The organism is Pseudomonas ficuserectae (assembly GCF_024584585.1).
GTDB lineage: Bacteria > Pseudomonadota > Gammaproteobacteria > Pseudomonadales > Pseudomonadaceae > Aquipseudomonas > Aquipseudomonas amygdali.
This window is the reverse complement of record NZ_CP085684.1, coordinates 4,184,650-4,210,067: the sequence shown is the minus strand read 5'-3', so window position 1 is coordinate 4,210,067 and position 25,418 is coordinate 4,184,650. Positions and strand designations below refer to the sequence as shown.

The window sequence follows — 25,418 nt, the reverse complement described above, 5'->3', positions numbered from 1 at the left end:
TAAAAGTTATATAGCCATCGTACAGCTTATCTTGTCAGTGACAAGATAGGCTGCTCTAATTGCTCCAGGTCTTATGGCTGGTGCGGAGAATACCGATGAGCAAACTTACCAACAGGCTTCGATTATTGACGCTGCGGGGCACCTTCATGCTTGCCAGCCGTATTCTACCTGGCCCCACCGGAAGATACCTTGTCCGACGTTTCGTCACACCCCAGGCCGCAGGACGTGCCGAGGCTGCGGCTGCGCTGAGCGCATCGGCGGATGTGCAAACGGGTACTCTGGAACTGAACGGGATCAAGATCTGCACCTACGTGTGGGGAGATCCTTCCAGTCAACCTTATGTGTTGTTCTCCCATGGGTGGTCAAGCTACGCGATGCGTTTTGTCGGCTGGGTGCCGTTGTTACGATCGATGGGCTATGCGGTGGTTGGTTTTGATCAGCCTGCCCATGGATTAAGCTCTGGCGATATCAGCCACATGCCGCAGTTTGTGGAAGTGCTTCAGCAGGTAGGACGCCATTTCGGAAAGCCTGCGGCCGTGATCGCTCATTCGTTGGGCGCTTCGTCAATCGTTTTCGCTCAGGAAGAGCAGTGGCGTCCCGACCGGTTTGTGTTGATTGCGCCGTTCCTGGCCCCGGCTGACAACGCGCTTCATCAGTTTGAAACTTTTGGTATCGCGCACAAGGTTTTCGCACCTTTTGAAGGATACTTGCATGCGCTGAGCGGCCGCCGCTTCGCGGATTACGACGCTTCTGCGCGACTGCAGTTGCTTGATCGTCCAGCGCTTATTATTCATGACCGCCGAGATCGCGAAACCCCGTGGGAAAAGGGTGCTCGGTTCGCAAAGCTATGGCCCGGAGCACGTCTCTTCACCACGGAAGGGCTGGGCCATAACCGGCTGATTGATCACCCCTCCGTTACTGCTGAAGTGATGGAGTTTCTGAAGCCGGATAGTCACTTGCCAACGCCGATTGAACCATGACCTGGCTGGAGACGCGGGTCGTGGTTCCTGAAGCTGGAGGTCACTGTGAGCAATCATCATTTTTCCGATGAGTTGGCAGTGCTGGAAATCGTTAACAACGCCCATTTTTTCCGCCCTGGAAAGATGACGTCTGGTCAGCTGTACCTGAGTTTGATTCGTCTCCAGCCAGCGGTTCCGGCAATAGGGGAGTTCATGGAGATGATTGATCATCTCGTGAAAGAAGGCCTGTTGATTTCAGGTGCCGTATTGCCCTGCGACGCTTCGTTTCCCTATGTGCAGCATATTATTTTCGGTCTTACCGAGGTGGGCGAGGCTGTAGTGCAAGCAACAAAGTCTGAGATCGAAAGCGTCAACAGCTGAGCGTCCGCACTCAGCCCGAAGCCCTTCCGCATACATGCTTCTTAAACCCGTCGTGCAAACGTTCCGTGCGCAATGCTTGCAGATTGTCGACCTTCAAAACTAGATTAGCGGGGTTGAGGGCATTACGACATCAGTCGATAAAAACAGGAAGCCCAGACTTCCGCGCCCTTGAGAATGACAACTTCTTTCCCTCTGTTTTTTGCACGACGATTGTGCGATGGCTGCCGCCTACGGTAACTCATTGAAGCAGAAAGAAAATGATCGAACCCGAACGAATTGTGACCCTGTCCCGTGAAGTGGAATCTCTGGCAACTCGTGGCGTCAGCGATATACAACTGATCACCCGCCAGACTCGATTGCTGGCAATAAACGCGCTGATCGAAGCGGCGCATGCAGGTAAAGCCGGTCGGGGTTTTGCGGTGGTGGCCGAGGAGGTGAAGAATATCTCCGAGCAGATTTCGAAGATTGCCAGCGGTCTGACTCAAGACCTGCAAGCATCGGTCAATGAACTGACCGAGCTTGGTAAGGGCATGTGTTTTGATGTGCGAGGACAACGGCTGGCAGACCTCGCACTGAACCTGATCGAAATCATTGATCGCAATCTATATGAGCGCACGTGCGATGTTCGCTGGTGGGCGACCGATGCATCGCTGGTTGATGTACTGATGACCCCAACTGCGCAGAGTCGCGCACACTCCAGTGAGCGCCTCGGCGTCATTCTGGACAGTTATACGGTGTATCTGGACATCTGGGTTGCCGATACAACCGGCTGCGTGATTGCGTCCGGTCGGCCCGATACCTTCGACAAGGTTATCGGTGCGAATGTAAATGAGGCGACCTGGTTCAAGCAGGCGGTGCGGCACTCGTCTGGCGATCAATACTTTGCCGGTGAAGTCGCTGTGGAGCCCTTGCTCAACGGCTCGCAAACCTGTGCGTTCAGTGCAGCCGTGCGCAGTAACGCTGGCAAACACTCACCTGTGATCGGCGTCATCGGGATTTTCTTTGACTGGAAGAATCAGTCGGACTCGGTGATCAATGGCGTGCGTCTGAGTGATGAAGAGCGCACCCGCACCCGAGTGATGATGGTCGATGCCAGCCACAGGATAATTGCCAGTTCCGACCCCCAAAGCCCGTTGGGCCACAGTATCGACTTGCAGACCAGGGCGGGGCAGGCCACCGGTTACAGCACACTGCCCAACAACAGCATTCAAGGGTATTCAATGACCCCGGGCTTTGAGACTTATCCCGGCATGGGGTGGCTGGGGGTGATTGAACAGCAGTTGCCTTAGTTGCGCGTGCTTCCTGGCAGTCGGGATGTAGAGCCGCTGCCAGAAATTCTCTGGCAGCGGCTTGAGCGTTATATACGGAAGCTACCCACCAGCTGCGTCAAGCGGGTGGATTGCTGTTCAAGGTCAGTGCAGGCGCGCAGGGTAGCGTTCAAGTTCTCCACGCCTTGCTGGTTCAGGGTATTGATCTCTGTGATATCCACATTGATCGCTTCCACAACGGCAGTTTGTTCTTCGGTCGCCGTGGCAACCGAATGGTTCATGCCGTCGATTTCGCCAATGCGTTCGGTAACGTGTTCAAGGCTTGCAACGGCCTTGTTGGCGATGCCGACCGTTTCAACACTTTCACGCTGGCTTTCGTTCATGAGCGCAACAGCCTCGCGAGCGCCCGATTGCAGCTGCTCGATCATCTCTTGCACCTGGCTCGCCGATTCTTGCGTTCGGTGGGCCAGGCTGCGTACTTCGTCGGCCACCACGGCAAAACCTCGGCCGGCTTCACCCGCGCGTGCCGCCTCGATGGCTGCGTTAAGGGCCAGCAGGTTGGTCTGTTGAGAGATGCCGGTAATCACTTCCAGTATCTGGCCGATGTTGGCGGTTTTTGTATTGAGCGTTTCAATCTGTTCACTTGCGTTGCTGATGCGCTTTGACAGGCGGCTCATGGCCGCGATGTTCTGCCCGACCACGTCCTGACCGTCCGAGGCCAGCGTGCGTGCATCGCTTGAATGGCCAGAGGCGCGCGCGGCGTTCTGGGCAATCTCCTGGGTTGCAGCGCCCAGCTCATTGATGGCTGCGGCCACGCTGTTGGTACGGTTGGACTGCTGATCGGAATTGAGCATCGACGAGTTGGAGGCATTCACTACCCGCTGGGCAACTTCATTGAGCTGTACCGTGGAGGAGGCTACTTCACGCATCGAGTCGTGGATTCGTTCTACAAAGAGGTTGAAGCCGTTGCCCAGATACCCGAACTCGTCTTCGCTCTGAATCGTCAAGCGTTTGGTCAGATCACCTTCGCCGGCAGCGATATCGTGCATGGCGCGGCCCATCAGGTTGAGCGGCCGCATCAGTACGCTCAGAAGCATCCCCAGCAGAAGGATGATCAGCACCACCGCAATGACAGTCGCCACGATGGCCGAGTTTCTGAACTCGCCCAGTGATGCATAGGCGATCTCTTTGTCCATCGCCACGCCCACATACCAGTTGACGGAAGGCAGCCCGTCTACATGGGCAAACGTAAGAATCTGAGCTTTTCCGGCATGCTCGCTTTCGCTCAGGTTCTGGGACAATTTCGGCGTATTCGCCGGGTAGACTTCTGCCAGCGTTTTCATTACCAGCGAAGTGTCCGGGTGGACCAGAATGCGGCCATTCGCATCGACCAGAAACGCGTAGCCGTCGCCATGAAGGCGCAGCGAACTGATCATTTTCACCAGTATTTCCAGGCTCAGATCACCGCCAATGACCCCGGATACACCCGATGCACTTTTGACCGGTGTGGCAAGGGTCACGATCAACCCTTTGGTCACAGCATCCAGATACGGTTCGGTGAGGATCGTCTTGCCTGCGCGCACGGCATCGACATACCACGGCCGGGTCCTGGGGTCATAGTCGGCCGGCATGTCATCAGGCGGCTGAGTGACGAAAGAACCATCGCTCTTACCCTGGTAAATACTCATGAAGGTGTCGATAAGCGTGGGTTGGCCGAGGGCAAGATTCTGCGCGTCGGTTGATTGCGGCGAAGACGCATTTTCCGCCAGGTTCTCTACCAGAAGAATTCGCCCTGAAAGCCAGTTGCGGATGTTGCCTGCGGTGCTGTCACCCGTCTGATTCAGGTTCTCCTTCAATTGCAGACGCAGGGCGTTGCGTTGCAGATAGTCGTTGTAAAACGTGAACAGGGTGAATGCGGCGATCACTACGAGAGACGCCGCCAACAGGATTTTATGGCTGAATTTTAGCGATTTTGTCATGCCGATAAGGGCCTTTAGAGGGGGAGTGCCGAGAGGTGAAGTACAGCGAAAGCAATAGCGGTTTATCGGCGGGCGCGCCGATTAATGAATGCTGGTTATCATATAAATGCTTCGCGGAGCGTCTATCACAGCGCCTCAGGGGCAAGGCGAGGCCTAATCCGATGATCAAGCGGGGCGGTGAATAGTAATGAATGAGGTTTGCCGCTGTATCGAAGGCGTTTACTTAGCCGATCGTTGTGCTTCTGACCCTACATACCACTGCGCATACGGTGTGTTTTCAACCTTGCACCGATTGAAATCCCTCGCCCCGTCAGTCCACCAGACGTCGCCGCGCTCCCCAAGTGCAACCTTGGCCTGGTGAACCCCGGCCCGGGCGGCTTTCAGTGCATCTGAATCCGCGCTTGCCTTGGCTGCCTTGACCTCGCGCCGGGCAGCCATCAACTCATTCACTAATCGCTGACGAACCTCTTCGCTCAGGGACGGATTGGAACATCGCCAGAGTTGTCCCTTGACCACAAAATACCGGCCATCGGGTGTCGTAGGGTGCACGCTATCAATAGCAGCGAGTGGCTGCATCCGCGCCGATCAGGCCTGTCACTCGCCCGGCGAGCGCATCCAGCCCGAACGGCTTGGTCAAAACTTGTGTGCAGGGCCGCAGGTGGCAGTCGTCCAGCACTGAAGTCTTGGCGTAGCCAGTGATGAACAGGGTCGGCAGCCCCGGTCGGCAGTCGCCCGCAGCGTCAGCCATTTCCCGGCCGTTCATGCCGCCCGGCAAACCGATGTCACTGATGAGCAGGTCGATGCGGGTATCTGACTGCAGGATCTGCAAACCTGACTGAGCGTCGCCTGCTTCCAGGCAGTTGTAGCCCAGGCCGGTGATCACCTCGGCGACAAGCATTCTGACCGACGGCTCGTCATCAACGATCAGAACGGTTTCGCCGGTGTGCTGCGCTGACTCTTCGGTTATTTCGGGCTCGGCAGCGCGTGGAGCATTTTCAGCAATATGGCGTGGCAGGTGCATGACCACGCTGGTGCCCTGACCTTCAACCGACTCGACGCGGATCTGACCGCCGGACTGGCGCACAAAACCGTAGACCATCGACAGGCCCAGGCCGGTCCCGGCGCCAATGGGTTTGGTGGTGAAGAACGGTTCAAACGCCTTGGCGACGGTGTCCGGGCTCATCCCCATGCCAGTATCTGTGACGCGGATGCTCAGGTGCTCGCCGGCAGGAATGCCGTGATCAGGGTCGGTACATTCTTCAATGGACGCATTGGCTGTTTCGATGACGATGCGCCCGCCACTGGGCATTGCGTCACGGGCGTTCAGGCACAGGTTCAGCAACGAACTTTCCAACTGGGCATGATCGATCAGTGCAGGCCACAAGTCATCGTGGGCGACGACTTTTATATCTATCTCCGGGCCGACCGTGCGTGCAATAAGTTCTTCCATGTCCTGAATCAACACGTTGACGTTGGTGACTCTCGGGGACAGGTTCTGACGCCGCGAAAACGCCAACAGCCGGTGGGTCAGCGAAGCCGCGCGCCGTACTGCGCCCTGAGCGACCGACACGTACCGGTCTACATCACCGACACGGCCTTGAGCCAGTCGTTTGGTGATCAGTTCAAGGCTGCCGGAAATGCCGGCCAGCAGGTTGTTGAAGTCATGTGCGATGCCGCCTGTCAGTTGTCCGACGGCGTCCATCTTCTGGGAATGGCGCAGGGCGTCTTCGACCTGCTCACGTTCGAAAACGGCTTGTTCGATGCGCTGTTCGAGTGTCTGATTGAGTTCTCTGACCGCTTCTTCGGCTTTTTTTCTGGCGGTGACATCAACAGACGAGCCGATCAGACCGATCACCTCGCCGTTTTCATCGAGCAAGGGCGCTTTGGTCGAGAGCCACGTCGCTGCAGAGCCGTCAGGCAGGTTGACCTGTTCTTCGATCTGTTCGCTGACATTGTTCTGCATGATCCGGCGGTCGGTTTCCATGAGCACCCGTGCCTGTTGCTGATCATCCAGAAACTCCAGGTCCGTCTTGCCGATGAAAAACTCGGGCGGCTTGCCGATCAGTTCTGCGGTGCCACGATTGGCGACCAGCATGCGACCTTCTAGATCCTTGGCGTAGACAACGCCCGGAACGGCAGCCGTGAATATCCTCAGCAACTCGTTGAGCCGGTCGCGCTCGTCTTCAGCCATGCGACGGCTGTCTATATCAAGCAATACGCCCGGACTGCGAACAGGCTTGCCGCGACTATCACGCTCGATTTTTCCGCTGGCTTCAACCCAGCGATAAAGGCCGTCTTCATGCAGAACCCGGTATTCGCATCGGTAGGTTTCGCTGTTCTGAAGCGCGTCCTCGATTGACTTGTCGACTCTGGCCGAATCGTCGGGATGAATGGAGGCTATCACCAGCTCCAGTGGCAAGCCTTTGGCGCACAGCTTCGGGCACAAGCCGAAGGTCCGGGCAAACCGCTCATCGCCGGTCAACTGATCGGCAATGATGTCCCACACCCAAGTGCCGACAACTGCCCCTGAATCAAGGGCGAGTTGTAGCTGCTCGGCCGCTTCCTGCTCTAAAGGCGGGAGTGGCTGGGGGGCGAATGGCATGCCGCCGGAAACATCATTGCTCATCACTATCGACCCACTTGAACGCCTGGTTCACAAAGACTCAGTCATAGGGCAGCGCAGCGGCCTGAAAGTTGTACAAATTTTATTCTATTTTGTGCCCCAGGCCTTACAGGCGATCAGTGACACTTCATCATTCCATGGGTTTGGCCTGAGAGTGATATTAAATTAATATCATCTGATAAGTGCAGTATTTTCTACGGAGGCAGTCTGGGCAGTGCTTTCAGGTCATATCGGGCTTGCCGAGCCAGCTGAAAGCGCTGATTTCGCGAGGCGACCGGTGTTTGTGTAACGTGCAGGCGCTGGTCCCGGTCAGGTGCCAGCGCCTCTACAGTAGCTCTTAGTTCTGGCCGACAGGCGCAGGCAGGTTGGCAGTCTGCACGGGCGACCATCGGGTCATCACATAAAACAGCGCGCCACCCAGGATGCACCCGGTGAACCACGCAAAGTTGGCAATGGGCTTGAACCACTCGACAAAGGTAAAGCACAGACCCACCAGCGCCGTCAGCACTAGCGCTTTGACCGCAATCCAGTTCACGCCATTGGTGTACCAGTAGCGACCGCTTGGCGTGTCGTCATTGAACAGGGCGTCGACATCAATCTGCTGCTTCTTGATCAGGTAGTAATCCACCAGCAGGATGCCGAACAGTGGGCCGATGCAGGCCGCGAGCACGTCCAGGGTGTAATGGATCACTTCAGGGTTGTTGAACAGGTTCCAGGGCGTGATAAAGATCGAAGCTACGGCAGCAATCATGCCGCCTGCACGCCAGCTGATGCGGCTGGGGGCCACGTTGGCAAAGTCGAAGGCCGGGGAAACGAAGTTGGCGACGATGTTGATGCCGACAGTGGCGGTCACGAAAGTAAATGCGCCAAGCAGCACGGCGGTGGTGTTATCGATACGCGATACGGTGGCAATAGGGTCGTGGATCATTTCACCGAAAATCGGCAGCGTGCCCGAGACAATCACCACGGTCACCAGCGAGAACGCCAGAAAGTTCACCGGCAAGCCCCAGAAATTGCCGCGGCGCACGTCAGCCATGCTGCGGCAATAGCGGCTGAAATCACCGAAGTTCAGGGTAGGGCCGGAGAAGTATGAGACCACCAGCGCGATGGCCATGACCACTTGCCCGAATGCCGCCCAGCCGGATAACTCTTTTTCAGCCAGGGTGAAACTGATGTTATCCCAACCGGCGCGCCATACAATCCAGCCTGCCAGCGCGAACATCACCGCGTAAACGGCAGGACCGGCCCAGTCGATGAAGCGTCTGATCGATTCCATGCCGGTCCAGAACACAGCAGCCTGGAACACCCACAACGCCAGAAAACCGAACCAGCCAAGCCACGACAGCCCGAGAAAGGTCAGGTTCTGATACGCAGCCAGTTCCGGGAAGAAGCGTAGAACGACGATCACCAGTGCGCTGGACGCCAGATAGGTTTGAATGCCGTACCACGCCACTGCAATAAGCCCGCGGATGATTGCAGGAATGTTGGCACCGAATACCCCGAAGGCCAGGCGGCAGATGACCGGGTAGGGCACGGCGGCTTGCTGGCTGGGTTTGGCGACCAGATTGGCAATCACCTGAATGATGCAGATGCCCACCAGCAGCGCAATCAACACTTGCCAGCTGGCCAGACCGAGCGCGAAGAGGCTGGCGGCGAAAACGTAACCGCCGACGCTGTGCACGTCGCTCATCCAGAACGCCAGAATGTTGTACCAGGTCCACTTCTGCGGCACCGGCCCCAGATCATGGTTGTGCAGGCGCGGGCTGTATCCGGCCGGGCGTTGGTCTGTCATAGCGTTACTCCCTCGATGGATCGTGGCGGGATCGGGGTACGATCGATGATATTTTTGTATACGATCGTGTACGCAAAAGATGTGCCATACGTTTTTTCATAGGTAAAAAGTCAATGCGCGCTATGCCAGCTGGCGTTCCAGTCCAGAAAAGTCAGCACAGTGGGCACGTCCGTCATAGCGTTTAAAGCGCACACTAACGGAGCGCAATGGCCCATTTTCGGTGCGATTTTGCAGGCTGCCCAGCCCATGGGCGTTGCTTGGCGGCTTAGATAGCGCTATTCATCAAGTGGTACATCGGGCACTATTCCTGTATACGATCTGTACCGAAAAAGTGATCTGAAACCATGACTCGACCTGCCAGCGCTCCCTTGTTCCTGACGCCCGCTGCCGATGAAAAAGGCCGCGACGAGCAAATTTATCAGCACGTACTGGAAGCAATCGTCGAGCACCGGCTTGCGCCAGGCACGCGTTTGCCCGAGGACGCATTGGCTGAAGTGTTCGAGATCAGCCGGACCGGCATTCGCAAGGTCTTGCAGCGCCTGGCCCTGGAACGGCTGGTGACCTTGCGTCCCAAGCGCGGCGCAGAGGTCGCGCAACCGTCGGCGCAGGAAGCGCAGGATGTGCTGGGTGCCAGGCAGTTGATCGAACCCGCGCTGATGGCCGATATCGCCGCACGGGCAGGCGGCCAGCGTCTGGAATCACTGCGTGCGCTCTGTGAACAGGAACATGAGGCGCAACACGCCGGGCGTCACAGCGAAGCTATTCAGTTGTCGGCCAGATTTCATGTGCAATTGAGCGCGTTGGCGGGCAATCAGGTATTGACCGAGCAAGTCGCGCAGCTCACTACGCGTTCTTCGCTGATCGTGGCGGTGTACGGTTCGCGGCGCAGCGTCGGCTGTGATTGTGGTCAGCACGTTGACTTGCTGACCTTGCTCGAAGCCGGGCAGGGCGAACAGGCCCGAGAGTGGATGGCCGAGCATCTGCGCCGTATCCGCGCCAGCCTGAATGTAGATGCACCGGTGAGCGAGACAGTAGATTTTCATAGCATTTTCAAACGGCGCTGAAGGAGTTCCGGTGCGTATTCAAGTGATCAACCCCAACACCAGCGAAGCCATGACCCACAAGATTGGCCTCGCGGCGCAAGCCATTGCGCGCCCCGGTACGCAGATTCTTGCGTGCAGTCCCGATGATGGCCCGGTGTCTATCGAAGGCCATTTTGACGAAGCGATAGCGACCCTTGGCGTGCTGGAAGAGATACGCAAAGGCCGTGAGCAACAGGTCGACGCGCACATCATCGCCTGTTTCGGCGATCCTGGCCTGCTGGCAGCCCGCGAGTACGCCAGCGCACCTGTGATCGGCATTGCCGAAGCGGCTTTCCATATGGCCAGTCTGATTTCCACCCGCTTCGCAGTGGTCACCACGCTGACCCGAACGCGGATCATCGCCGAGCACCTGTTGCAGCGCTATGGCTTCAGCGAACTGTGCACCTCGGTACGTTGTATCGATCTACCGGTGCTGGCGCTGGAAGAGAGCGGGCCTGAGCTGATCGAGTGCATGGCCGAACAGGCTCGCCGGGCACGTGATGAAGAGGGGGCAGGTGCCATTGTGCTGGGCTGCGGCGGGATGGCCGATCTGGGTCGGCAATTGAGTGAAGCGATTGGTCTGCCGGTGATCGACGGCGTGGCGGCGGCGGTGAAACTGGCAGAGTCGCTGGTGGACCTTGGGCTGAGTACCAGCAAACACGGCGACCTGGCCGACCCCATCGGCAAACCGTTCAAAGGGCGATTTGCCTACCTGAGTCGATAAAATGTGCGTTCGCAAATGCACTGACACACGCTTTGGGTGATGCTCCGCGGCACAAAGATCGGACGCAGAGCGTCCAGAACGGCATCCCCACGCTGGAACGTAGGGAACGATAGTCTCAACGACCACTACCTTCTGGACGCTCCGCGTTCTCTAGCGACGGAGCGTGTGGCGATCGCTCCCACGCTCCGCGTGGTGGCGCACTTCTGGACGCTCTGCGTCCGATCTTGAGCACCAAGGATGCGCCTTACATGGCCGGCACGCCACCCGCAACCAGCGCTTCTGTCGTGGCGTCTGGCACCACAATGGTGTTGTTGCCCGGAGTCAGAATTACCTTGCGGCAATCCTCTTCCTTCTTGTCGAACAGCTTGTAACCTTTTGCAGCATCTTCCAGCGACATGCGGTGGGTGATGATGGCTTCCGGTTCGAGTCGTCCGGCTTCGATGTGCTCGAGCAGTTCAGGCATGAAGCGATGGACATGGGTCTGGCCCATCTTGAACGTCAGGCCCTTGTCGAACGCATCGCCGAACATGAAACCGTGGATAAACCCTGCGTAAACGCCCGGTACGCTCACTACGCCGCCACGCCTTACCGCTGCGATGCACTGACGCAATGCCTTGCCACTGCTGCCTTCCAGTTTCAGCGTGGCCAGAATGGTTTCGGTGGTGCTGCCCTTGGCTTCGAAACCGACTGCATCGACCACACCGTCCACGCCGCGCATGCCAGCTGTCTGACGGATGATGGTGTCGGCCGGGTCATCGTCGTCATCGAAATTGATCGGGATCACACCATAGGTTTTCTGCGCATAGGCCAGGCGATACGGATGGTGATCGACCATGAATATCTTCTCGGCGCCGAGCATTCTCGCGCATGCGGCGCTCATCAGACCCACTGGACCAGCGCCATAGATGGCAACGCTGGAACCCTGGCCGATGCCCGCATTGGTTACCGCCTGCCAGGCAGTGGGCAAGATGTCGGAAAGGAATAGAACCTTCTCGTCAGCCAGTGTGCCCGGCACTTTGAACGGGCCGACATTGGCCTTTGGCACGCGCACGTACTCAGCCTGACCGCCGGGAATGCCGCCATACAGATGACTGAAACCGAACAGTGCTGCCCCTGGCGGAATGGACTTTTTGTTGATGATCGCGCCGCGCCCGGTGTTGGTGGTTTCACAGGCTGCGAACAGGTCGATGTTGCAGAAAAAGCAGCTGCCGCAAGCAATCACAAAAGGGATCACTACACGATCACCTTTCTGCACAGCGGTGACCGCCGGGCCAGTCTCTTCGACAATGCCCATGAACTCATGGCCGAATATGTCGCCGTGTTCCACCGTGGGTATCTTGCCGCGATACAAGTGCAGATCAGAGCCGCAGATTGCGGTCGCGGTGACTTTTAAAATGATGTCGTCAGCTTCTTGTATTTCCGGGTCCGGCACTGTGTCGACCTTCACACTGTTCGCGCCGTGGTAAGTCAAAGCTCTCATGATTAATCCTCGATGGCAGCAGAAGTTCTGATCCGTACTGAAGATGAACCATGAGGATTTTGTTGGTTCAGCGCGATTGGTCGAAGCGGGACTAACGGTAGGTCAATTGCGAAACGCCGTCATGTCCTGCAACAGCATGCCCATCAGGCGGTTGGCACCGACACTGAGCTGCCGACCCAGACGGCTGATCAAATGCGTCTGCGGGCTGCTGAACACCTCATGCTGCAAGGGCAGGGCGCGCAGTTTTCCGGCCTTTATCTCCTCCTCCACAACAAAGGTCGGCAACAGCGTGACGCCACCCTGCATGGCGAAATGCTTGAGCATGGCGAAGGTGCTGCAGGTCAGTGTCGGCTGCACTGTAATACCCAGTTGATGTTCGGCCTGCAGAAGAATCTGGCGAATGCCATAAGACACGGCAGGCAGCGCGACACGGTAGTGTTCCAGTGCCCGCAGCTCTATCGGAGCCTGCTCTTGCGTCAGCGGATGATCGGGTGCGGTGATCACGCACACTGGCTTGCGCTGATGGGCGTGAGAGCGGATTTTCGGGTCGGCAGCGGGGTTGAAGACCAGGCCGATATGCGCTTCGTCCTCCACCACCTGGCGAATCACCTCGTTACTGCCACAAACGTTCACGAGCAGTTCGATGCGCGGGTACAGCTCGGAAAACCGGGCCAGCGGCTGGGCGAGGCTTTCAAGAAAACCTTCTCCGGATACCAATGTCACCGAGCCGCTGTGCAGGCCCTTCAGCGCCTGGATCGAATCCAGCAGGACCTCCTGCTGCGTCAGTCGCTGGCGGTAGTAGGCCAGCACCTTGTCGCCTGCTTCAGTGGGTTTGACCCCTCGGCGATGGCGCTCGAGCAATGGCGAGCCGAGCTCCTGTTCCAGTTGCGCGATCTGGCGGCTGACCGCCGAGGGCGCGACGTTGAGGAAGTCGGCGGCAGCCCTGACGCTGCACAGCCGCACGGCTTCGAAGAAATACAGGATGCGTCGATCTTGCACCAGGCTCATAAGGCTCCTGTAGAGGCTCTGTGTTGCGCCAAAGGCAACATAAATTCGATTTGAGGATTATTGCTGAGAGGGGAGAGCGCTGTCCATACTCGGATCATCAGCACATTGCTCGCCGACAAGGCTCGCAGCGTCGTTCTCGAATTCGTACAAAACCTTTGACCGGGATGCAGACATGACTTTGAAAGCAGGTGTGATCGGATTGGGCAACATGGGCGGCGGCATGGCTGCCACGCTGGCGGGCAAGGGCTTTGATGTCAGCGGCTTCGACCTGTCGCAGGCTGCGCTGGCCCAGGCTGAAAGCAAAGGCGTCAAGCCGGTTGCCGACCGCAAACAACTGATTCAAGGCGTGGATATTCTGATCCTGTCGCTGCCCAAGGCCGAGCATGTGGAGTCGGTGTGTCTCGGTGCGGGCGGTATCAGCGAGTTCGGTCGCAAGGGCTTGATCGTGGTCGATACCACCACATCAACACCGGAAATGAGCCGTAAGGTCGCCGCCGAACTGGCCAAAACCGGCATTGCCTTTATCGATGCACCTGTCTCGGGCGGCCCGAAAGGCGCAGCTACCGGCACCATGTCGATGGTCATCGGCGCTGAAGATGCCGATCTTGCGCGCGCCATGCCGATTTTGGAAGGAGTGAGCGGCACACGCGTGCACGTCGGCCAGTGCGGCGCAGGCAATGTGGCCAAGATCGCCAACAACATGCTCGCCGCCTGCCACCTGATCAGCACTGCCGAAGCCGTGGCGATGGCCGCGCGTGCAGGTGTCGATCCGGAAAAACTTCTGCAGGGCCTGAATGCCGGTTCCGGACGCAGCGGTGCCACGCAAGTGATGTTCCCGACCTGGGTACTCAACAAGGCCTATGACTCAGGTTTCACCATGGGCCTGATGCGCAAGGACGTCGGCCTGGCCAGCGATCTGGCGGACAGCCTCGACATGGACCTGCCGCTGTCGCGCGTCGTCGCGCAATTGTGGCAGGCCAGCAGTGAAACCCTGGCGGACAACGAAGACTTCTGCGCCATCGTGCAACGCACCGATGGCAAATTTTACGGTCATGGAGAATAAGCGATGAGCACTGCAAAAATTCTTGAACTGATGCGTCCTTACTGGGGCGATCGCAGTGTCATTGCCAGCTACGTCGGCGGCCAGTTCATTGAAGGCCACAGCGCGCCGGTTGAAGTGCGCAATGCCCATGACGACAGCCTGTTGCTGAGCTTTCCGGACGCTGACGAGTCGTTGGTCGACATCGCCGACAAGGCGGCCAAGGCTGCGCAGCAGCAATGGTGGGCGCTGACCGCTCAGGCGCGGGGTCGCGCCATGTACCAGGTAGGCAATCTGATTCGTGAAGAACTGGAACATCTTGCGCAGATCGAATCCCTGACCGCCAACAAGCCGATCCGCGATGCCCGCGTTGAAGTGCTCAAGGTAGCCGAGATGTTCGAGTATTACGCCGGCTGGGCAGACAAGCTGCATGGCGAAATCATCCCGGTGCCGACCACCCACCTCAACTACGTGACCTACGAACCGCTGGGCACGGTGTTGCAGATCACCCCGTGGAACGCGCCGATCTTCACCTGCGGCTGGCAGATCGCCCCGGCGATTGCGGCGGGTAACGCAGTCATCCTCAAACCGTCCGAACTGACGCCGCTGAGCTCTTTGATGGTCGGTGTGCTGATTGAGCGCGCGGGAGTACCGAAAGGGCTGGTCAACGTGATTGCCGGTTTCGGCCATTCCATCGGCCAGGCGTTCATTGCCAAGGCTGACATCCGCAAAGTGGTGTTCGTCGGCTCGCCAGCGACCGGTCGGCATATCGCCGTGGCTGCGGCGCAGCGCTGTATTCCCGCGGTGCTGGAGCTGGGTGGCAAGTCAGCCAACATCGTATTCGACGATGCGGATCTGGAAGTGGCCTTGCGTGGCGCGCAGGCGGCGATTTTCTCCGGTGCCGGGCAAAGTTGTGTCTCCGGCTCACGGCTGCTGGTGCAGGAATCGATTTTCGAGAAGTTCACCAAAGCGCTGGCGGTGGCGGCGACTCAGTTCAAGGTCGGCGACCCCGGCGACCCGGACACCCAGATCGGCCCGATCAACAATGCCAAGCAGTACAACCATGTGAAGAGCATGGTCGAGCGCGCATTGAAAGACGGCGCAAGACTGGTTGGCGAGCAGGCTGATCCGATCCCGAACAAGCCGGGTTATTACGTCAACCCGACGGTGTTGGCGGGCACCAACGAGCTGCATTGTGCGCAGGAAGAAATCTTCGGCCCGGTGGTGGTAGCGATTCCGTTCAAGGATGAAGAAGACGCGATCCGCATCGCCAACGACAGCCGTTTCGGTCTGGCCGGTGGCGTCTGGACCCGTGATGTCGGGCGCGCCCATCGCGTTGCCAGACAGGTGCGTGCCGGGACGTTCTGGGTCAACGGCTACAAGACTATCCACGTCAGCTCGCCGTTTGGCGGCTATGGTGAGAGTGGTTATGGCCGTTCTTCCGGTCTGGATGCACTGCGCGAGTACAGCGAAGTGAAAAGCGTCTGGGTCGAAACCGCCGCCAAGCCTGCCGCCAGTTTTGGCTACGGCGCGAGTCTGGAGTAAGTACATGCCCATTTCAAAGACACTGATCGACGAAGCAACTGTCTGGCGCCGCACGATCCACGCTGCGCCGGAGCTGGGGTTTCAGGAGCTGAAAACCTCGGACAAGGTGGCTGATCTGCTGAGTAGCTTCGGCATTCAGGTGCACCGCGGTCTGGGCGGTACTGGCGTGGTCGGCACCCTGCGCAATGGCGACGGCCCGACCATCGGCATTCGCGCCGACATGGACGCCCTGCCTATTCAGGAGCTGGGCGACAGCGTGCACAAGTCGGCCCATAAGGGCTGCATGCACGCCTGCGGACACGATGGCCATACGGCAATTCTGCTGGCCACCGCCCGGCACCTGTCGGAAACCCGCCGGTTTGCTGGCACGGTGCATTTTGTCTTTCAGCCTGCCGAGGAAAACCTCGGCGGCGCGCAACGGATGATCGAAGACGGTCTGTTCGAGCGCTTTCCGATGGAAGCGATCTACGGTCTGCACAACTGGCCGGGCGTGCCTGCTGGCAAGGTGGTCATCAATCCAGGGCCGATGATGGCATCGCTGGACACCTTCGAAATCACCCTGACCGGCAAGGGCAGCCACGCGGCCATGCCGGACAAGGGCAATGATCCGATCGTGGCCGCAGCCGAGCTGGTGCTGGGGCTGCAAACCATTGTTTCCCGGCGCCTGTCACCGCTCGACTCGGCGGTGGTCAGCATCACTCAGTTCAATGCCGGAGAGGCGATCAACGTGATCCCGGAAACCGCCACGCTGCGTGGCACCGTGCGTTGCCTGCAAACCCCTGTGCGGGAAAAGGTCCAGCGATTGATCGGCGAGTTCGTCGAGCGTTTGCCGACGGCCTTCGGGGTGCGTGGCGAACTGGTTTACAACGTAGGCTACCCGGTGACCGAAAACCATGTCGAAGCAGCAGCCACGATCCGTCGTGCAGCAGTCTCCGCAGTCGGCGAGGCCAACGTGCAGTGGGGCTGTAACCCGTCGATGGCCTCCGAAGACTTCGCCTTCATGCTGCATGCCTGCCCGGGTGCGTACATCTGGATGGGCGTCGATGGCGAGAAGCCGTCAGCGGCGCTGCATAACCCGTATTACGACTTCAACGACCAGGTGATCGAACCGGGTGTGGCGGTCTGGACGTCGCTGGTGGAGCAGTGTCTGCCGCTGAGTTGAATGGCTTGCATACTATGCCGTAGGGGTGAGCTTGCTCACGAAGGCAATGGTCCAGACGCCCTTTTTATGGGGTTGTCCGGCTTCTTCGTGAGCAAGCTCACTCCCACCGGGAACGGACTCCTTCAAGGTGCCGCGAGCAACTCCACTGCAATACCGGATATGTCCGGCAGGCAGGTCAGCAGGTGGTCGCGCAGTTCCAGTACTCGCTGGCGCTTGAAGCTGTCCTGCAGCCAGACCAGGTAATAGGCATCTCCGGTGCCAACCGCCGAGTTGAACGGCAGAAAGACCTGACCTTCGTTCAGGTCATCAGCGACCAGAAACAGATCGCCAATCGACACACCGTGCCCTCTGACTGCAGCGGTAATGCCCTGATCAAGGGTGTCGAACACCTTGCCTTTGCTCAACGTCACCTGACCAGAGAGGTCCATCCGGTTCAGCCAGCGCCGCCAGTCGTGGCGGTCGCTGGAAGGATGGATAAGTTCAGCGGCCTGCAGCCTCTCTGTTCCCCACGGCTGGTCGCCTAACGTGTCTGCCGAGCAGATCGGAATCAGCCACTCATCGAACAGCTTGCAGGTTTCCACCTCGGCACCAAAGCTGCCATTGCCCAGCAGAATCGCGCAGTCGAAAGGCTCCGAATAGAAGTCCACGCTATCAAAGTCCATCCATACGCTGGAGAGCTGCACCGGCAGGGCGGGTGCAGGCTTTTTAAAGGACTCCAGCGCATGCAGCAGCCAGCGCATGGTTAGGGTGGATGGTGATTTGAGGCGCAGATTCGCGCCCTGACCCCGGAAGGGCTGGCAAGCGTCCTCGATAATCCGGAAGCCGATCTTGAGTTGACTGGACAGCCGCCGGCCCTCGTCACTGAGCGAAAGCCGCGGGCCATTGCGCTCGAACAATCGACAGCCAAGGGTTTCTTCCAGGGTACGAATATGACGACTGATGGCACTCTGGGTAAGGGAGAGTTCCTGCGCAGCACGCGTAAATGAACATGATCGAGCCGCGACTTCAAAGGCTCTCAGCGCGTAAAGAGGCGGTATACGTTCAGTCATGTGATAACTAACCATGATTATTTGTCATAGTAGGTTACACCTTTTTCCATTTTTCCGCGCACGTGTCTCCGGTCAGAATCGCCGGCTCGTCCACTGTCGTAAAAATCAAACAATAAGGCGGTGTTCTTATCTGCTGCGTGCGTGAGGGAATATGCTGCCCAAGTCCGAAAAGCTGTTACGCCAATCTGTTGTAAGACATTTGCTGGAAAGTGACACCGCCCTGGAAATGGGCTGGAGGGTTCAGGCTTACAGGCAGTTCGAGCAGGTGCTGAGTGACAAGGGCTTTCCTTGTCTGTTTGGCCGCCGTGCCAACAAGTCCGGAAGCTGTCTGCTGCTGTTCATCCCCTGTGAGAATGAGCAACAAGCGCTACGTGACGGCATGGAAGCGTATGTAAAGTTCGTTAATGACACGCCACTTGAAGATCGCCTGTTCAACCCGTTGATTGTCATTTTCGAGAAAACCGATTTCAACACCTTGGCCGAAGAGCAGGCCTATGCGTGGGCCACCTTGCAGCATTTACATGACGGTGACCGAACGCCCTGGTCGGCCAAAGCCTGCACAGACCCTGAAGTGTTCGAGTGGACCTATCACTTCGCCGGACTGCCGGTGTTCATCAACATGAGCTTTCCCCGTCACAGCGCGATGAAAAGCCGTTCGCTGGGTGGGCACATTGTGTTTGTGGTCAACCCTCGGGAGAACTTTGACGAGGTGGCAAGCGCCGAGACGGAAAGTGGTCGCAAGGTCAGGGAAAAGATTCGCCAGCGAATCGCCGATTACAACAACGGCGTGGTACCCGACACGCTGGGTTTTTTCGGCGACCGTAGCAGCCTGGAATGGAAGCAATACCAACTGTATGAAGAAGGCGGGCTTTCACTGTCCCGTTGTCCTCTGCATATCAAAGTCGACAAGACTGACCATTTGAACGAGCGTTGAGTACCCATGGATATATCGTTGCTGCTGATCTACATGTTCAGCGTCTTCATGCTGATCATCACCCCTGGTCCGGTGGTGGCACTGATCGTCAATACCAGCCTGGCGTGCGGGCCGAAACGCGCGATGCTGACGGCGCTGGGCACCAACTGGGCATCACTGGTGTTGGTGTTGGTCGCGGCATTGATTCTGACGGGCACGCTGTCGGTGAGCGTAAGCATGCTCAACTGGATCAGCCTGGTGGGCTGTTTCTTCATCGCCTATCTGTCGATGCAGGCGCTGGAACAGGCGTTGCGTTACACCCCGACGCCGCCTGAAGCAGCGCCAGCGCCGTTGCCTGCGCGTAGCAGGCACAGCGGGCTGGTGACCGGTTTTCTGGTGGGGATTTCCAATCCGAAGGACATTATCTTCTTCGTCTCGTTTTTCCCGCAGTTCATTCACGTCACCGAATCGTTCAAGGGCAGCATTGCCTTGTTGTCGTTGCTGTGGATCATCATTGACCTGTCGATCCTGTTTGCCTACATCTTCCTGATGCGTCAGAAGCTGGCCTTGAAGTACAAGCGCAAGATCGAAGTCGCCTCCAGCGTGACCTTGCTGCTGATCGCGCTGGGCGGAATCTTCTATTCGGGCTCGGCACTGTTGAATCAGTAAACGCCTGCGCCGATCAGCACTCGATCAGATTGACTGCCAGCCCGCCGCGTGAAGTTTCCTTGTATTTGTCGTGCATGTCCGCACCAGTGTCGCGCATGGTGCGGATGGCGTGGTCCAGCGAGATGAAGTGCTCGCCGTCGCCGCGCAGCGCCATTTGTGCAGCGTTGATTGCTTTCACGGCAGCAATCGCGTTGCGCTCGATGCAAGGGATTTGCACCAGCCCGCCGACCGGGTCGCAGGTCAGTCCCAGGTTGTGTTCCAGACCTATTTCGGCCGCGTTTTCCACCTGTTCGGGCGTGGCACCGAGAATTTCCGCCAGGCCAGCGGCGGCCATTGCGCAGGCCGATCCTACTTCGCCCTGACAACCCACTTCGGCACCGGAAATGGACGCGTTCTTCTTGCACAGAATGCCGACCGCAGCAGCGCTCAGGAAGAAATGCACCACGTCGTCATCATTGGCCGTAGGCTTGAACTTCATGAAGTAATGCAGCACCGCAGGCACGATACCCGCCGCGCCGTTGGTGGGCGCGGTCACCATGCGCCCGCCCGCGGCGTTTTCCTCGTTGACCGCCAGGGCGAACAGGTTGACCCACTCCATGGCGCTCAGGGTCGAGCCGATCACGTTCGGGTTATCGAGGTTCTGCAGGCTCTGATGCAGGCGGTAGGCGCGACGGCGCACGTTCAACCCGCCGGGCAGGATGCCGGTTTCAAGCAGGCCCTTGTCCACGCAGGCGCGCATCGCGGCCCAGATGACCATTATTTTCTCGCGAATTTCTTCCTCGCTGCGCCAGACCTTCTCGTTGGCCATCATCAGTTCGGAAATGCTCATGCCGTGGGTCTTGCACAGCTTCAGCAGCTGCGCGCCACTGAAAAAATCGTAGGGCAGGACGGTGGTGTCGTTGTCCAGCACGCCGCTGGCTGCCTGTTCGGCGTCGATCACAAAGCCGCCACCCACCGAATAGTAGGTCTGCTCGTAAACTTCACCGGTCTTGCCGTAGGCGCACAGCGTCATGCCGTTGGGATGGTACGGCAGGTTTTCATTGAGCAGGCACATGTCCCGCTCCCAGACGAAGGTGATGGCCTGCTCGCCCGCCAGCATCAGCTGGTTATCGGCACGCAGCGCGTCGATGCGCTGGTTGACCTGGCCAGGGTCGATCTGGTCCGGCCATTCGCCCATCAAGCCCATGACTGTTGCGCGATCGCTGCCGTGTCCGATGCCGGTGGCCGACAGAGAGCCGTACAATCGCACCTCGATCCGTTCTACGCTGTGCAACCGGTTCTGGTTGCGCAGCTCGGTCACGAACAGTGCCCCGGCGCGCATTGGCCCGACGGTGTGAGAACTGGAGGGCCCGATGCCGATTTTGAACATGTCGAAGACGCTGATAGCCATCACGAAGGTCCTTCAGGTGAGATGATGCACGGGAATTTGGTATTCCCCTTTTTCTGTTACTCATCTTTGGCTTCGGCTGTCGAAACGACAAACGATTGTTGCTATGCAACGCTTTAGCGGAACTCTTCAATGAGCAGAATCTTCAACGCACAGATGCACGCCTGGTTACAGGTGTTCGCCTGCGCAGCCCGACATCTTTCCTTCACCCGGTGCGCCGAAGAGCTGCACGTCACTCCCGGCGCGATCAGCCAGCAGATGCGCCAGCTTGAAGAGCGCCTGGGCTTCGCGCTGTTTCACCGGGTCGGGCGCGGGCTGGAGCTGACCGCCGAAGGCCAGCGTCTGGCGGTGGTCGCCAACGAGGTGCAGAGCCGTATCAGCGAAGAGCTGCGTCTGCTGTATTCCGGGCGCATCGGCGGGGTGTTCAAGTTGCGCTGCATCCCCTCATTCCTCAGCAAATGGCTGATGCCGCGCCTGCCACGCTTGCAGGAAGCGTTTCCGGACATCCAGTTGCGGATCATTGCCGAAGACAGCAGCGGGTCGTTGCGCGATGACGATTTCGATCTGGCCATCGACCTGAACGACGGCAGCTATCCGGGGCTGTCGACCACGCCGTTGCTGGAAGAAGAGCTGTTTGCGGTCTGTTCGCCAAGCCTGCTGGTGGGCAAGCCGCCACTCGATACGCCCAGCCAGCTGGTGCACTTTCCGTTGCTGCATGACATCACTGCCTGGCGCGGCAGCTATGAATACGCTGAGTGGGAGTTTTATCTGACCGCCATCGGCGCTGATGGTATCGACGTGCGCCGTGGTCACACCTTCAACCGCAACCACCTGACCATCGACGCCGCGCGCATGGGCATGGGCGTGGCCATTGCCCGCAAGGCGCTGATTACTGATGAGCTGGAGCAAGGCTTGTTGATCGTGCCGTTCGGGCATCCGATCAAGGCCAGGAAGAAATACGTCCTGGCCTATCGTGAGGGTGCGCTCTCTACTCCGGCACGCCGCGCTGTGCATGACTGGCTGGTGAACGAAGCAGTGATCTAGTCCGCTCCAGAATCAATGAAACATCTCGGCAATCAGCACGGCACCGATAAAGGTACCGAAGTTGGCCAGGAACGATACCAGCACGATTCGCCAGCCCAAACGGCGGAAGGCTGGCAGGTCCTTGGCAATCGACAGGCCGGCAAAGGTCAGCATCGGGGTAATGACCGCCAGCATGTTGATCGAACTGGTCATCCGGGCAATCTCGGCCGCCCAGGGGCAGGCCGGTGAAGTCAGGAACATCGCCACCAGCGACACCATGCACACTGCCGGGATCTTGCGACGGATCAGGTTGCACAGCGCTTCGCCGACGAAGGCACAGAAAATCATGATGCCCATGCCGGTGAATGCATCGGCCGACAGCGTCTTGTAGCCGACATAGTTGGCAATCAGCGCCAGTGCACCGGCTGCCAGCCACGCACTGATCTTGCCCGCCCAGCCCAGTTCCGGAACTTCCAGTGACACATCGCTGTGGCGCAGGCCTTCATCAGTCATGGACGCCTTGGTGATGCGGCCGATCAGCGGCTCCAGCACCCGATAGCCCCACACTGCCAGTGGCAGGGAGATAAACAGGGTGAAATAAGTACCGATGGTGGTGGTGATCAGGTTTGATGCCGCCGCCAGCGTCATGACCTCCTTGGCGACTTCCGGCGTTTGCTGCGCGGCAATTGCACCGGCTGCAGCAGCCATCATGCTGCCCGAGCCGATGCCCGAGCCCATCGCCAGCGAATTGGGATGGAAGATCCCCAGGCTTGCGATAAAGCCGGCAACGATGGCAATAAACAGCGCACCGAACAGGGTGCCGGTCAGGTACTCGGCCAGTACGCCGCGGCCTTCCGGGGAGTCCATGCCGTAGCGCTCTCCGATGATTGCCAGACTGGGCTCGCGGCCAACCGAGAACGTCGCGCCGATTGCCTCACGCTTGATGCCCAGCAGCAGCGCGACCGGCAGGCCGAGCACCACGGTGCCGACAAAGTGACCAAACTCCTGAAACACCAGCGCCCATCCCGAGGCGAACACTACCGGCAGCGAGCCGCCGACGACGAGACCGAGTTTGGCAATGAAAATCAGCAGGGCGGGTTGCAGGATCGAGGCCGAGCGCAGCTGGATGCCGTGATCGATACCGATGCTGCCTGGCAGGCGGCGACTGGCGATACCCACCATCGCGCCCAGCAACAGCGCCCATACCATCGGTAGCAGCACCACCTTGCCTGGGCCCAGCGGGATACTGACGGCACCGATCATCTCGGCAATGATCAGGATAACGGCGGCCCAGAGATACAGCTTCACCGTCGATGAAACGGCCTGATTGTCGCCCGACACTGCAGCGTGTGAGTTTTGCATGATGATCCCCTTGCCTGCTGAATGGCCTTTTTCAGGCCTTATCAATCGTTATTCTGTTTTTCAGGTCGGCGCGATGAGGCGCCAGGGCAGCGTTGGAAAGTCCATGAAGTCATGGAGGCCGTTATCCGGCCAAGTATTTTTATGAGGTCTGAACGTGATCCGGACCCAGGCTGCTTCGAGCCTTTGCAAGGGGATTACAGGGTGCGTTATTTGAAGGGATGAGCCTTTGAATACGGCACTTTGCTGTCCACACGCAATCGCAGTATGCATAGCGCGAGGTTGCACACCAATATTGCGAATTTTATTTATCGTTGCGTTAAACAGAACACAGAAAGGGCTGCACCGCCCTTGAAAATGACTATCGTGCGACGCTCCGCGTCGCATGCCGTTCCGGACGCTTTGCGTCCTCTTTTTGCGACGCAGAGCGTCGCGAACTGCATTCCCACGCAGAGCGTAAGGAACGATAACCTCAACTATCGTGCGACACCGCATTCCACTGGAGCGTGAGGAACGATAATTTTATCGACTGAACCGGCCTCTTCGCGAGCAAGGTATTGCATTCAAGATCAGATCAGGCCAGTGCTTTCAGCCCCAACGCCCTGGCGCATTCCTCGAGCGAACGCTGCTGGGTGTCGGCGTACAGTGCCAGTTCATCAAGTGTGCTGCGCCCCAGTGCCCGCTCAAAATCCTGCTGATTCGAATTCTTCGCGTAATGCGCCTGCGCGTTGTCACCCAGGTTGGACTGGAAGATGCCTGCCGCACTGACTGGCAGAAAGTCTTCATACACCAGCGGCCCGAAACGCACATGACCTGCTTCCACAAGCTGCTCCAGGCTGCCGGATGCACGCTCGGCAATGCCTGATTCAGTCGGAAAGTAGCGAAAGTAGGCCAGCCCCTGCGTGCGCATTTCATCATGATTGTCCGGAAAAGCCTGAAATGCCTTTTCCAGCAATTCTGCATAGCGCACGGCGTTGGCTTCGTTGGGAAACTCACCCAGTTCGTCGCGAGCTTCGTTCAACAGCCGGTCATACAGCGCGCGACCTTTGGGCGTCAGGGCTGCGCCGCGCTGTTCGATCTCGCCGAAGCGTGCCGAATGGCTGCCCGACTGACTGCCCCCCTGACCAATGAACGTAATGGGTTCTTCAAGCGCCTTGAAGCTGGTCTGGCGCAACAGAATCGGACACTGGCGACGCGGTGGCCCTTCAACCACGGCCTTGGGTGTGATGCCTTTGCCGGGCATGCCGCTTTGCACCGCATCGATATCCAGCGTGCGCGGGGTGAGGTGATTGATATGCGGACCTCGAAATGCCACCACATCAGCGATCAGGCGATGCTGGACATTGAGCTTCTGGTACTCGTCAAGCGAGACCGTCGCCGTGTTATGCCAGCGAAAGGTCTCCAGCGCCTGCTGAATGAACTCGGCAGCGTCGGGCTCGCTCAACCCGCCGTCTGTCTCATGCTTGTCGATCAACGCCAGGGCACCGGGCGTGAAGATTCTGCGCTTGGCCAGCACCTGACTGGCAAACTCGCGCAGGCTGTCACTCTCGATCAGTTCCAGGCGCAGCAGTGAGGTGAACACCCGAAACGGGCTGACCTGCAACGCCTGTTCATGCACGGCACGAAAAGCTGTGGAGTGAACCGGCACACCGGCTTCGGTCAGGTCGTAATAACCCACCGGCTGCATGCCCATCACCGCAAACAGGCGGGCGAGGGTGGCCAGTTCCTCAGCCGTACCGACGCGGATCGCGCCGTGGCGTTCCATGTCCAGCCGCTGGATCTCGCCGGTCTGGCGCAGGCTGCTCAGCACCTCGCTGTCGCGGCTCATGACCTGCGCATTGACCTCGCTGACCAGCCCCATCAGCGTGCCGTACAGCGGCACTTCGTGCTGGTACATCTGCGACATGGCGCGAGAAAAGCCCGCGCGGATCTGGTCCGGGTCGGCAAAGCGTGCAGTGCTCATCAGGATGGTTTCT

21 protein-coding genes and 1 pseudogene are annotated in these 25,418 nt (G+C 58.6%); 11 read left to right on the top strand and 11 right to left on the bottom strand.

The annotated features are described in order from the left end of the window. Window positions 1-95: 95 nt before the first annotated feature. From LJU29_RS18480 to LJU29_RS29355, 3 genes are all read left to right on the top strand, one after another. Window positions 96-980, top strand: coding sequence for an alpha/beta hydrolase (locus LJU29_RS18480; RefSeq protein WP_057423237.1), 885 nt, complete (start codon window positions 96-98; stop codon window positions 978-980). Between the two features lie 45 nt (window positions 981-1,025). Continuing rightward, window positions 1,026-1,340 carry a hypothetical protein gene (locus tag LJU29_RS18475; protein ID WP_005747505.1) on the top strand — a complete coding sequence of 105 codons (315 nt, stop codon included), beginning with the start codon at window positions 1,026-1,028 and terminating at the stop codon, window positions 1,338-1,340. Window positions 1,341-1,597: 257 nt separating this feature from the next. Further along, on the top strand, window positions 1,598-2,629 hold the full coding sequence (locus tag LJU29_RS29355) for a methyl-accepting chemotaxis protein (RefSeq protein ID WP_004661284.1): 1,032 nt from the start codon (window positions 1,598-1,600) through the stop codon (window positions 2,627-2,629). A gap of 68 nt (window positions 2,630-2,697) precedes the next feature. On the opposite strand, the gene LJU29_RS29710 is transcribed toward LJU29_RS29355, so the two are convergent. The 5 genes and pseudogenes from LJU29_RS29710 to LJU29_RS18450 all read right to left on the bottom strand — a co-directional run bounded on the left by LJU29_RS29710 (window position 2,698) and on the right by LJU29_RS18450 (window position 9,002). Continuing rightward, on the bottom strand, window positions 2,698-3,462 hold the full coding sequence (locus LJU29_RS29710) for a methyl-accepting chemotaxis protein (protein WP_371321918.1): 765 nt from the start codon (window positions 3,460-3,462) through the stop codon (window positions 2,698-2,700). 90 nt (window positions 3,463-3,552) lie between these two features. After that, window positions 3,553-4,587: pseudogene (locus LJU29_RS29705) on the bottom strand (HAMP domain-containing protein); the annotation flags it as partial. Between the two features lie 219 nt (window positions 4,588-4,806). Continuing rightward, window positions 4,807-5,136 carry a hypothetical protein gene (locus tag LJU29_RS18460; RefSeq protein WP_044299769.1) on the bottom strand — a complete coding sequence of 110 codons (330 nt, stop codon included), beginning with the start codon at window positions 5,134-5,136 and terminating at the stop codon, window positions 4,807-4,809. Window positions 5,137-5,140: 4 nt separating this feature from the next. Beyond that, window positions 5,141-7,213, bottom strand: coding sequence for a hybrid sensor histidine kinase/response regulator (locus tag LJU29_RS18455; RefSeq protein WP_257111030.1), 2,073 nt, complete (start codon window positions 7,211-7,213; stop codon window positions 5,141-5,143). Window positions 7,214-7,547: 334 nt separating this feature from the next. Next, window positions 7,548-9,002, bottom strand: coding sequence for an NCS1 family nucleobase:cation symporter-1 (locus tag LJU29_RS18450; protein WP_257111029.1), 1,455 nt, complete (start codon window positions 9,000-9,002; stop codon window positions 7,548-7,550). 344 nt (window positions 9,003-9,346) lie between these two features. Between LJU29_RS18450 and LJU29_RS18445 the strand changes: the two genes are divergently transcribed. Together LJU29_RS18445 and LJU29_RS18440 are read left to right on the top strand one after the other, a co-directional pair. Further along, window positions 9,347-10,066 carry a GntR family transcriptional regulator gene (locus LJU29_RS18445; RefSeq protein ID WP_005754903.1) on the top strand — a complete coding sequence of 240 codons (720 nt, stop codon included), beginning with the start codon at window positions 9,347-9,349 and terminating at the stop codon, window positions 10,064-10,066. Window positions 10,067-10,076: 10 nt separating this feature from the next. Beyond that, window positions 10,077-10,808, top strand: coding sequence for an aspartate/glutamate racemase family protein (locus tag LJU29_RS18440; protein WP_002554379.1), 732 nt, complete (start codon window positions 10,077-10,079; stop codon window positions 10,806-10,808). A gap of 244 nt (window positions 10,809-11,052) precedes the next feature. Here the strand turns inward: LJU29_RS18440 and LJU29_RS18435 are convergent, their stop codons facing one another. Together LJU29_RS18435 and LJU29_RS18430 are read right to left on the bottom strand one after the other, a co-directional pair. Continuing rightward, entirely contained in the window at window positions 11,053-12,288 is a 1,236-nt protein-coding gene (locus LJU29_RS18435) for a zinc-dependent alcohol dehydrogenase (protein WP_005746328.1), read from the bottom strand. A 102-nt stretch (window positions 12,289-12,390) separates the two neighbouring features. Beyond that, complete coding sequence (locus LJU29_RS18430) at window positions 12,391-13,296, bottom strand: LysR family transcriptional regulator (RefSeq protein WP_005754899.1); 906 nt, start codon at window positions 13,294-13,296, stop codon at window positions 12,391-12,393. A gap of 172 nt (window positions 13,297-13,468) precedes the next feature. Between LJU29_RS18430 and LJU29_RS18425 the strand changes: the two genes are divergently transcribed. From LJU29_RS18425 to LJU29_RS18415, 3 genes are read left to right on the top strand one after another with little or no spacing between them, the layout of a single operon-like run. Continuing rightward, entirely contained in the window at window positions 13,469-14,359 is an 891-nt protein-coding gene (locus LJU29_RS18425) for an NAD(P)-dependent oxidoreductase (protein ID WP_005754897.1), read from the top strand. Between the two features lie 3 nt (window positions 14,360-14,362). Beyond that, window positions 14,363-15,880, top strand: a complete 1,518-nt coding sequence (locus LJU29_RS18420; protein WP_122320771.1) for an aldehyde dehydrogenase family protein — start codon at window positions 14,363-14,365, stop codon at window positions 15,878-15,880. A 4-nt stretch (window positions 15,881-15,884) separates the two neighbouring features. Further along, on the top strand, window positions 15,885-17,042 hold the full coding sequence (locus tag LJU29_RS18415) for a M20 aminoacylase family protein (RefSeq protein WP_257111028.1): 1,158 nt from the start codon (window positions 15,885-15,887) through the stop codon (window positions 17,040-17,042). Between the two features lie 122 nt (window positions 17,043-17,164). Here the strand turns inward: LJU29_RS18415 and LJU29_RS18410 are convergent, their stop codons facing one another. Then, window positions 17,165-18,091, bottom strand: a complete 927-nt coding sequence (locus tag LJU29_RS18410; RefSeq protein WP_060407066.1) for a LysR family transcriptional regulator — start codon at window positions 18,089-18,091, stop codon at window positions 17,165-17,167. A 151-nt stretch (window positions 18,092-18,242) separates the two neighbouring features. Between LJU29_RS18410 and LJU29_RS18405 the strand changes: the two genes are divergently transcribed. Continuing rightward, complete coding sequence (locus LJU29_RS18405) at window positions 18,243-19,025, top strand: YqcI/YcgG family protein (protein WP_057423287.1); 783 nt, start codon at window positions 18,243-18,245, stop codon at window positions 19,023-19,025. A 6-nt stretch (window positions 19,026-19,031) separates the two neighbouring features. After that, a complete protein-coding gene (locus LJU29_RS18400) occupies window positions 19,032-19,673 on the top strand; it encodes a LysE family translocator (protein WP_060407064.1) in 642 nt (213 codons plus the stop codon). Window positions 19,674-19,686: 13 nt separating this feature from the next. Here LJU29_RS18400 and LJU29_RS18395 read toward each other — a convergent pair whose 3' ends face one another. Further along, window positions 19,687-21,063, bottom strand: a complete 1,377-nt coding sequence (locus LJU29_RS18395; RefSeq protein WP_057452597.1) for an L-serine ammonia-lyase — start codon at window positions 21,061-21,063, stop codon at window positions 19,687-19,689. A 129-nt stretch (window positions 21,064-21,192) separates the two neighbouring features. Between LJU29_RS18395 and LJU29_RS18390 the strand changes: the two genes are divergently transcribed. Continuing rightward, on the top strand, window positions 21,193-22,104 hold the full coding sequence (locus LJU29_RS18390) for a LysR substrate-binding domain-containing protein (protein ID WP_002554369.1): 912 nt from the start codon (window positions 21,193-21,195) through the stop codon (window positions 22,102-22,104). Window positions 22,105-22,116: 12 nt separating this feature from the next. Here the strand turns inward: LJU29_RS18390 and LJU29_RS18385 are convergent, their stop codons facing one another. Together LJU29_RS18385 and hglS are read right to left on the bottom strand one after the other, a co-directional pair. Beyond that, window positions 22,117-23,445 carry a DUF3100 domain-containing protein gene (locus LJU29_RS18385; protein WP_054995498.1) on the bottom strand — a complete coding sequence of 443 codons (1,329 nt, stop codon included), beginning with the start codon at window positions 23,443-23,445 and terminating at the stop codon, window positions 22,117-22,119. A gap of 571 nt (window positions 23,446-24,016) precedes the next feature. Then, window positions 24,017-25,405, bottom strand: a complete 1,389-nt coding sequence (gene hglS / locus LJU29_RS18380) for a 2-oxoadipate dioxygenase/decarboxylase HglS (protein WP_054994703.1) — start codon at window positions 25,403-25,405, stop codon at window positions 24,017-24,019. Window positions 25,406-25,418: the final 13 nt, after the last annotated feature.

What these genes read in the sequence shown, in the direction of transcription:
- LJU29_RS18480 (WP_057423237.1), top strand. Translation starts at nt 96, where the DNA reads ATGAGCAAACTTACCAACAGGCTTCGATTATTGACGCTGCGGGGCACC.
- LJU29_RS29355 (WP_004661284.1), top strand. Translation starts at nt 1,598, where the DNA reads ATGATCGAACCCGAACGAATTGTGACCCTGTCCCGTGAAGTGGAATCT.
- LJU29_RS29710 (WP_371321918.1), bottom strand. Translation starts at nt 3,462, where the DNA reads ATGCTCAATTCCGATCAGCAGTCCAACCGTACCAACAGCGTGGCCGCA.
- LJU29_RS18455 (WP_257111030.1), bottom strand. Translation starts at nt 7,213, where the DNA reads ATGAGCAATGATGTTTCCGGCGGCATGCCATTCGCCCCCCAGCCACTC.
- LJU29_RS18450 (WP_257111029.1), bottom strand. Translation starts at nt 9,002, where the DNA reads ATGACAGACCAACGCCCGGCCGGATACAGCCCGCGCCTGCACAACCAT.
- LJU29_RS18445 (WP_005754903.1), top strand. Translation starts at nt 9,347, where the DNA reads ATGACTCGACCTGCCAGCGCTCCCTTGTTCCTGACGCCCGCTGCCGAT.
- LJU29_RS18435 (WP_005746328.1), bottom strand. Translation starts at nt 12,288, where the DNA reads ATGAGAGCTTTGACTTACCACGGCGCGAACAGTGTGAAGGTCGACACA.
- LJU29_RS18430 (WP_005754899.1), bottom strand. Translation starts at nt 13,296, where the DNA reads ATGAGCCTGGTGCAAGATCGACGCATCCTGTATTTCTTCGAAGCCGTG.
- LJU29_RS18425 (WP_005754897.1), top strand. Translation starts at nt 13,469, where the DNA reads ATGACTTTGAAAGCAGGTGTGATCGGATTGGGCAACATGGGCGGCGGC.
- LJU29_RS18420 (WP_122320771.1), top strand. Translation starts at nt 14,363, where the DNA reads ATGAGCACTGCAAAAATTCTTGAACTGATGCGTCCTTACTGGGGCGAT.
- LJU29_RS18415 (WP_257111028.1), top strand. Translation starts at nt 15,885, where the DNA reads ATGCCCATTTCAAAGACACTGATCGACGAAGCAACTGTCTGGCGCCGC.
- LJU29_RS18410 (WP_060407066.1), bottom strand. Translation starts at nt 18,091, where the DNA reads ATGACTGAACGTATACCGCCTCTTTACGCGCTGAGAGCCTTTGAAGTC.
- LJU29_RS18405 (WP_057423287.1), top strand. Translation starts at nt 18,243, where the DNA reads ATGCTGCCCAAGTCCGAAAAGCTGTTACGCCAATCTGTTGTAAGACAT.
- LJU29_RS18400 (WP_060407064.1), top strand. Translation starts at nt 19,032, where the DNA reads ATGGATATATCGTTGCTGCTGATCTACATGTTCAGCGTCTTCATGCTG.
- LJU29_RS18395 (WP_057452597.1), bottom strand. Translation starts at nt 21,063, where the DNA reads ATGGCTATCAGCGTCTTCGACATGTTCAAAATCGGCATCGGGCCCTCC.
- LJU29_RS18390 (WP_002554369.1), top strand. Translation starts at nt 21,193, where the DNA reads ATGAGCAGAATCTTCAACGCACAGATGCACGCCTGGTTACAGGTGTTC.
- LJU29_RS18385 (WP_054995498.1), bottom strand. Translation starts at nt 23,445, where the DNA reads ATGCAAAACTCACACGCTGCAGTGTCGGGCGACAATCAGGCCGTTTCA.
- hglS (WP_054994703.1), bottom strand. Translation starts at nt 25,405, where the DNA reads ATGAGCACTGCACGCTTTGCCGACCCGGACCAGATCCGCGCGGGCTTT.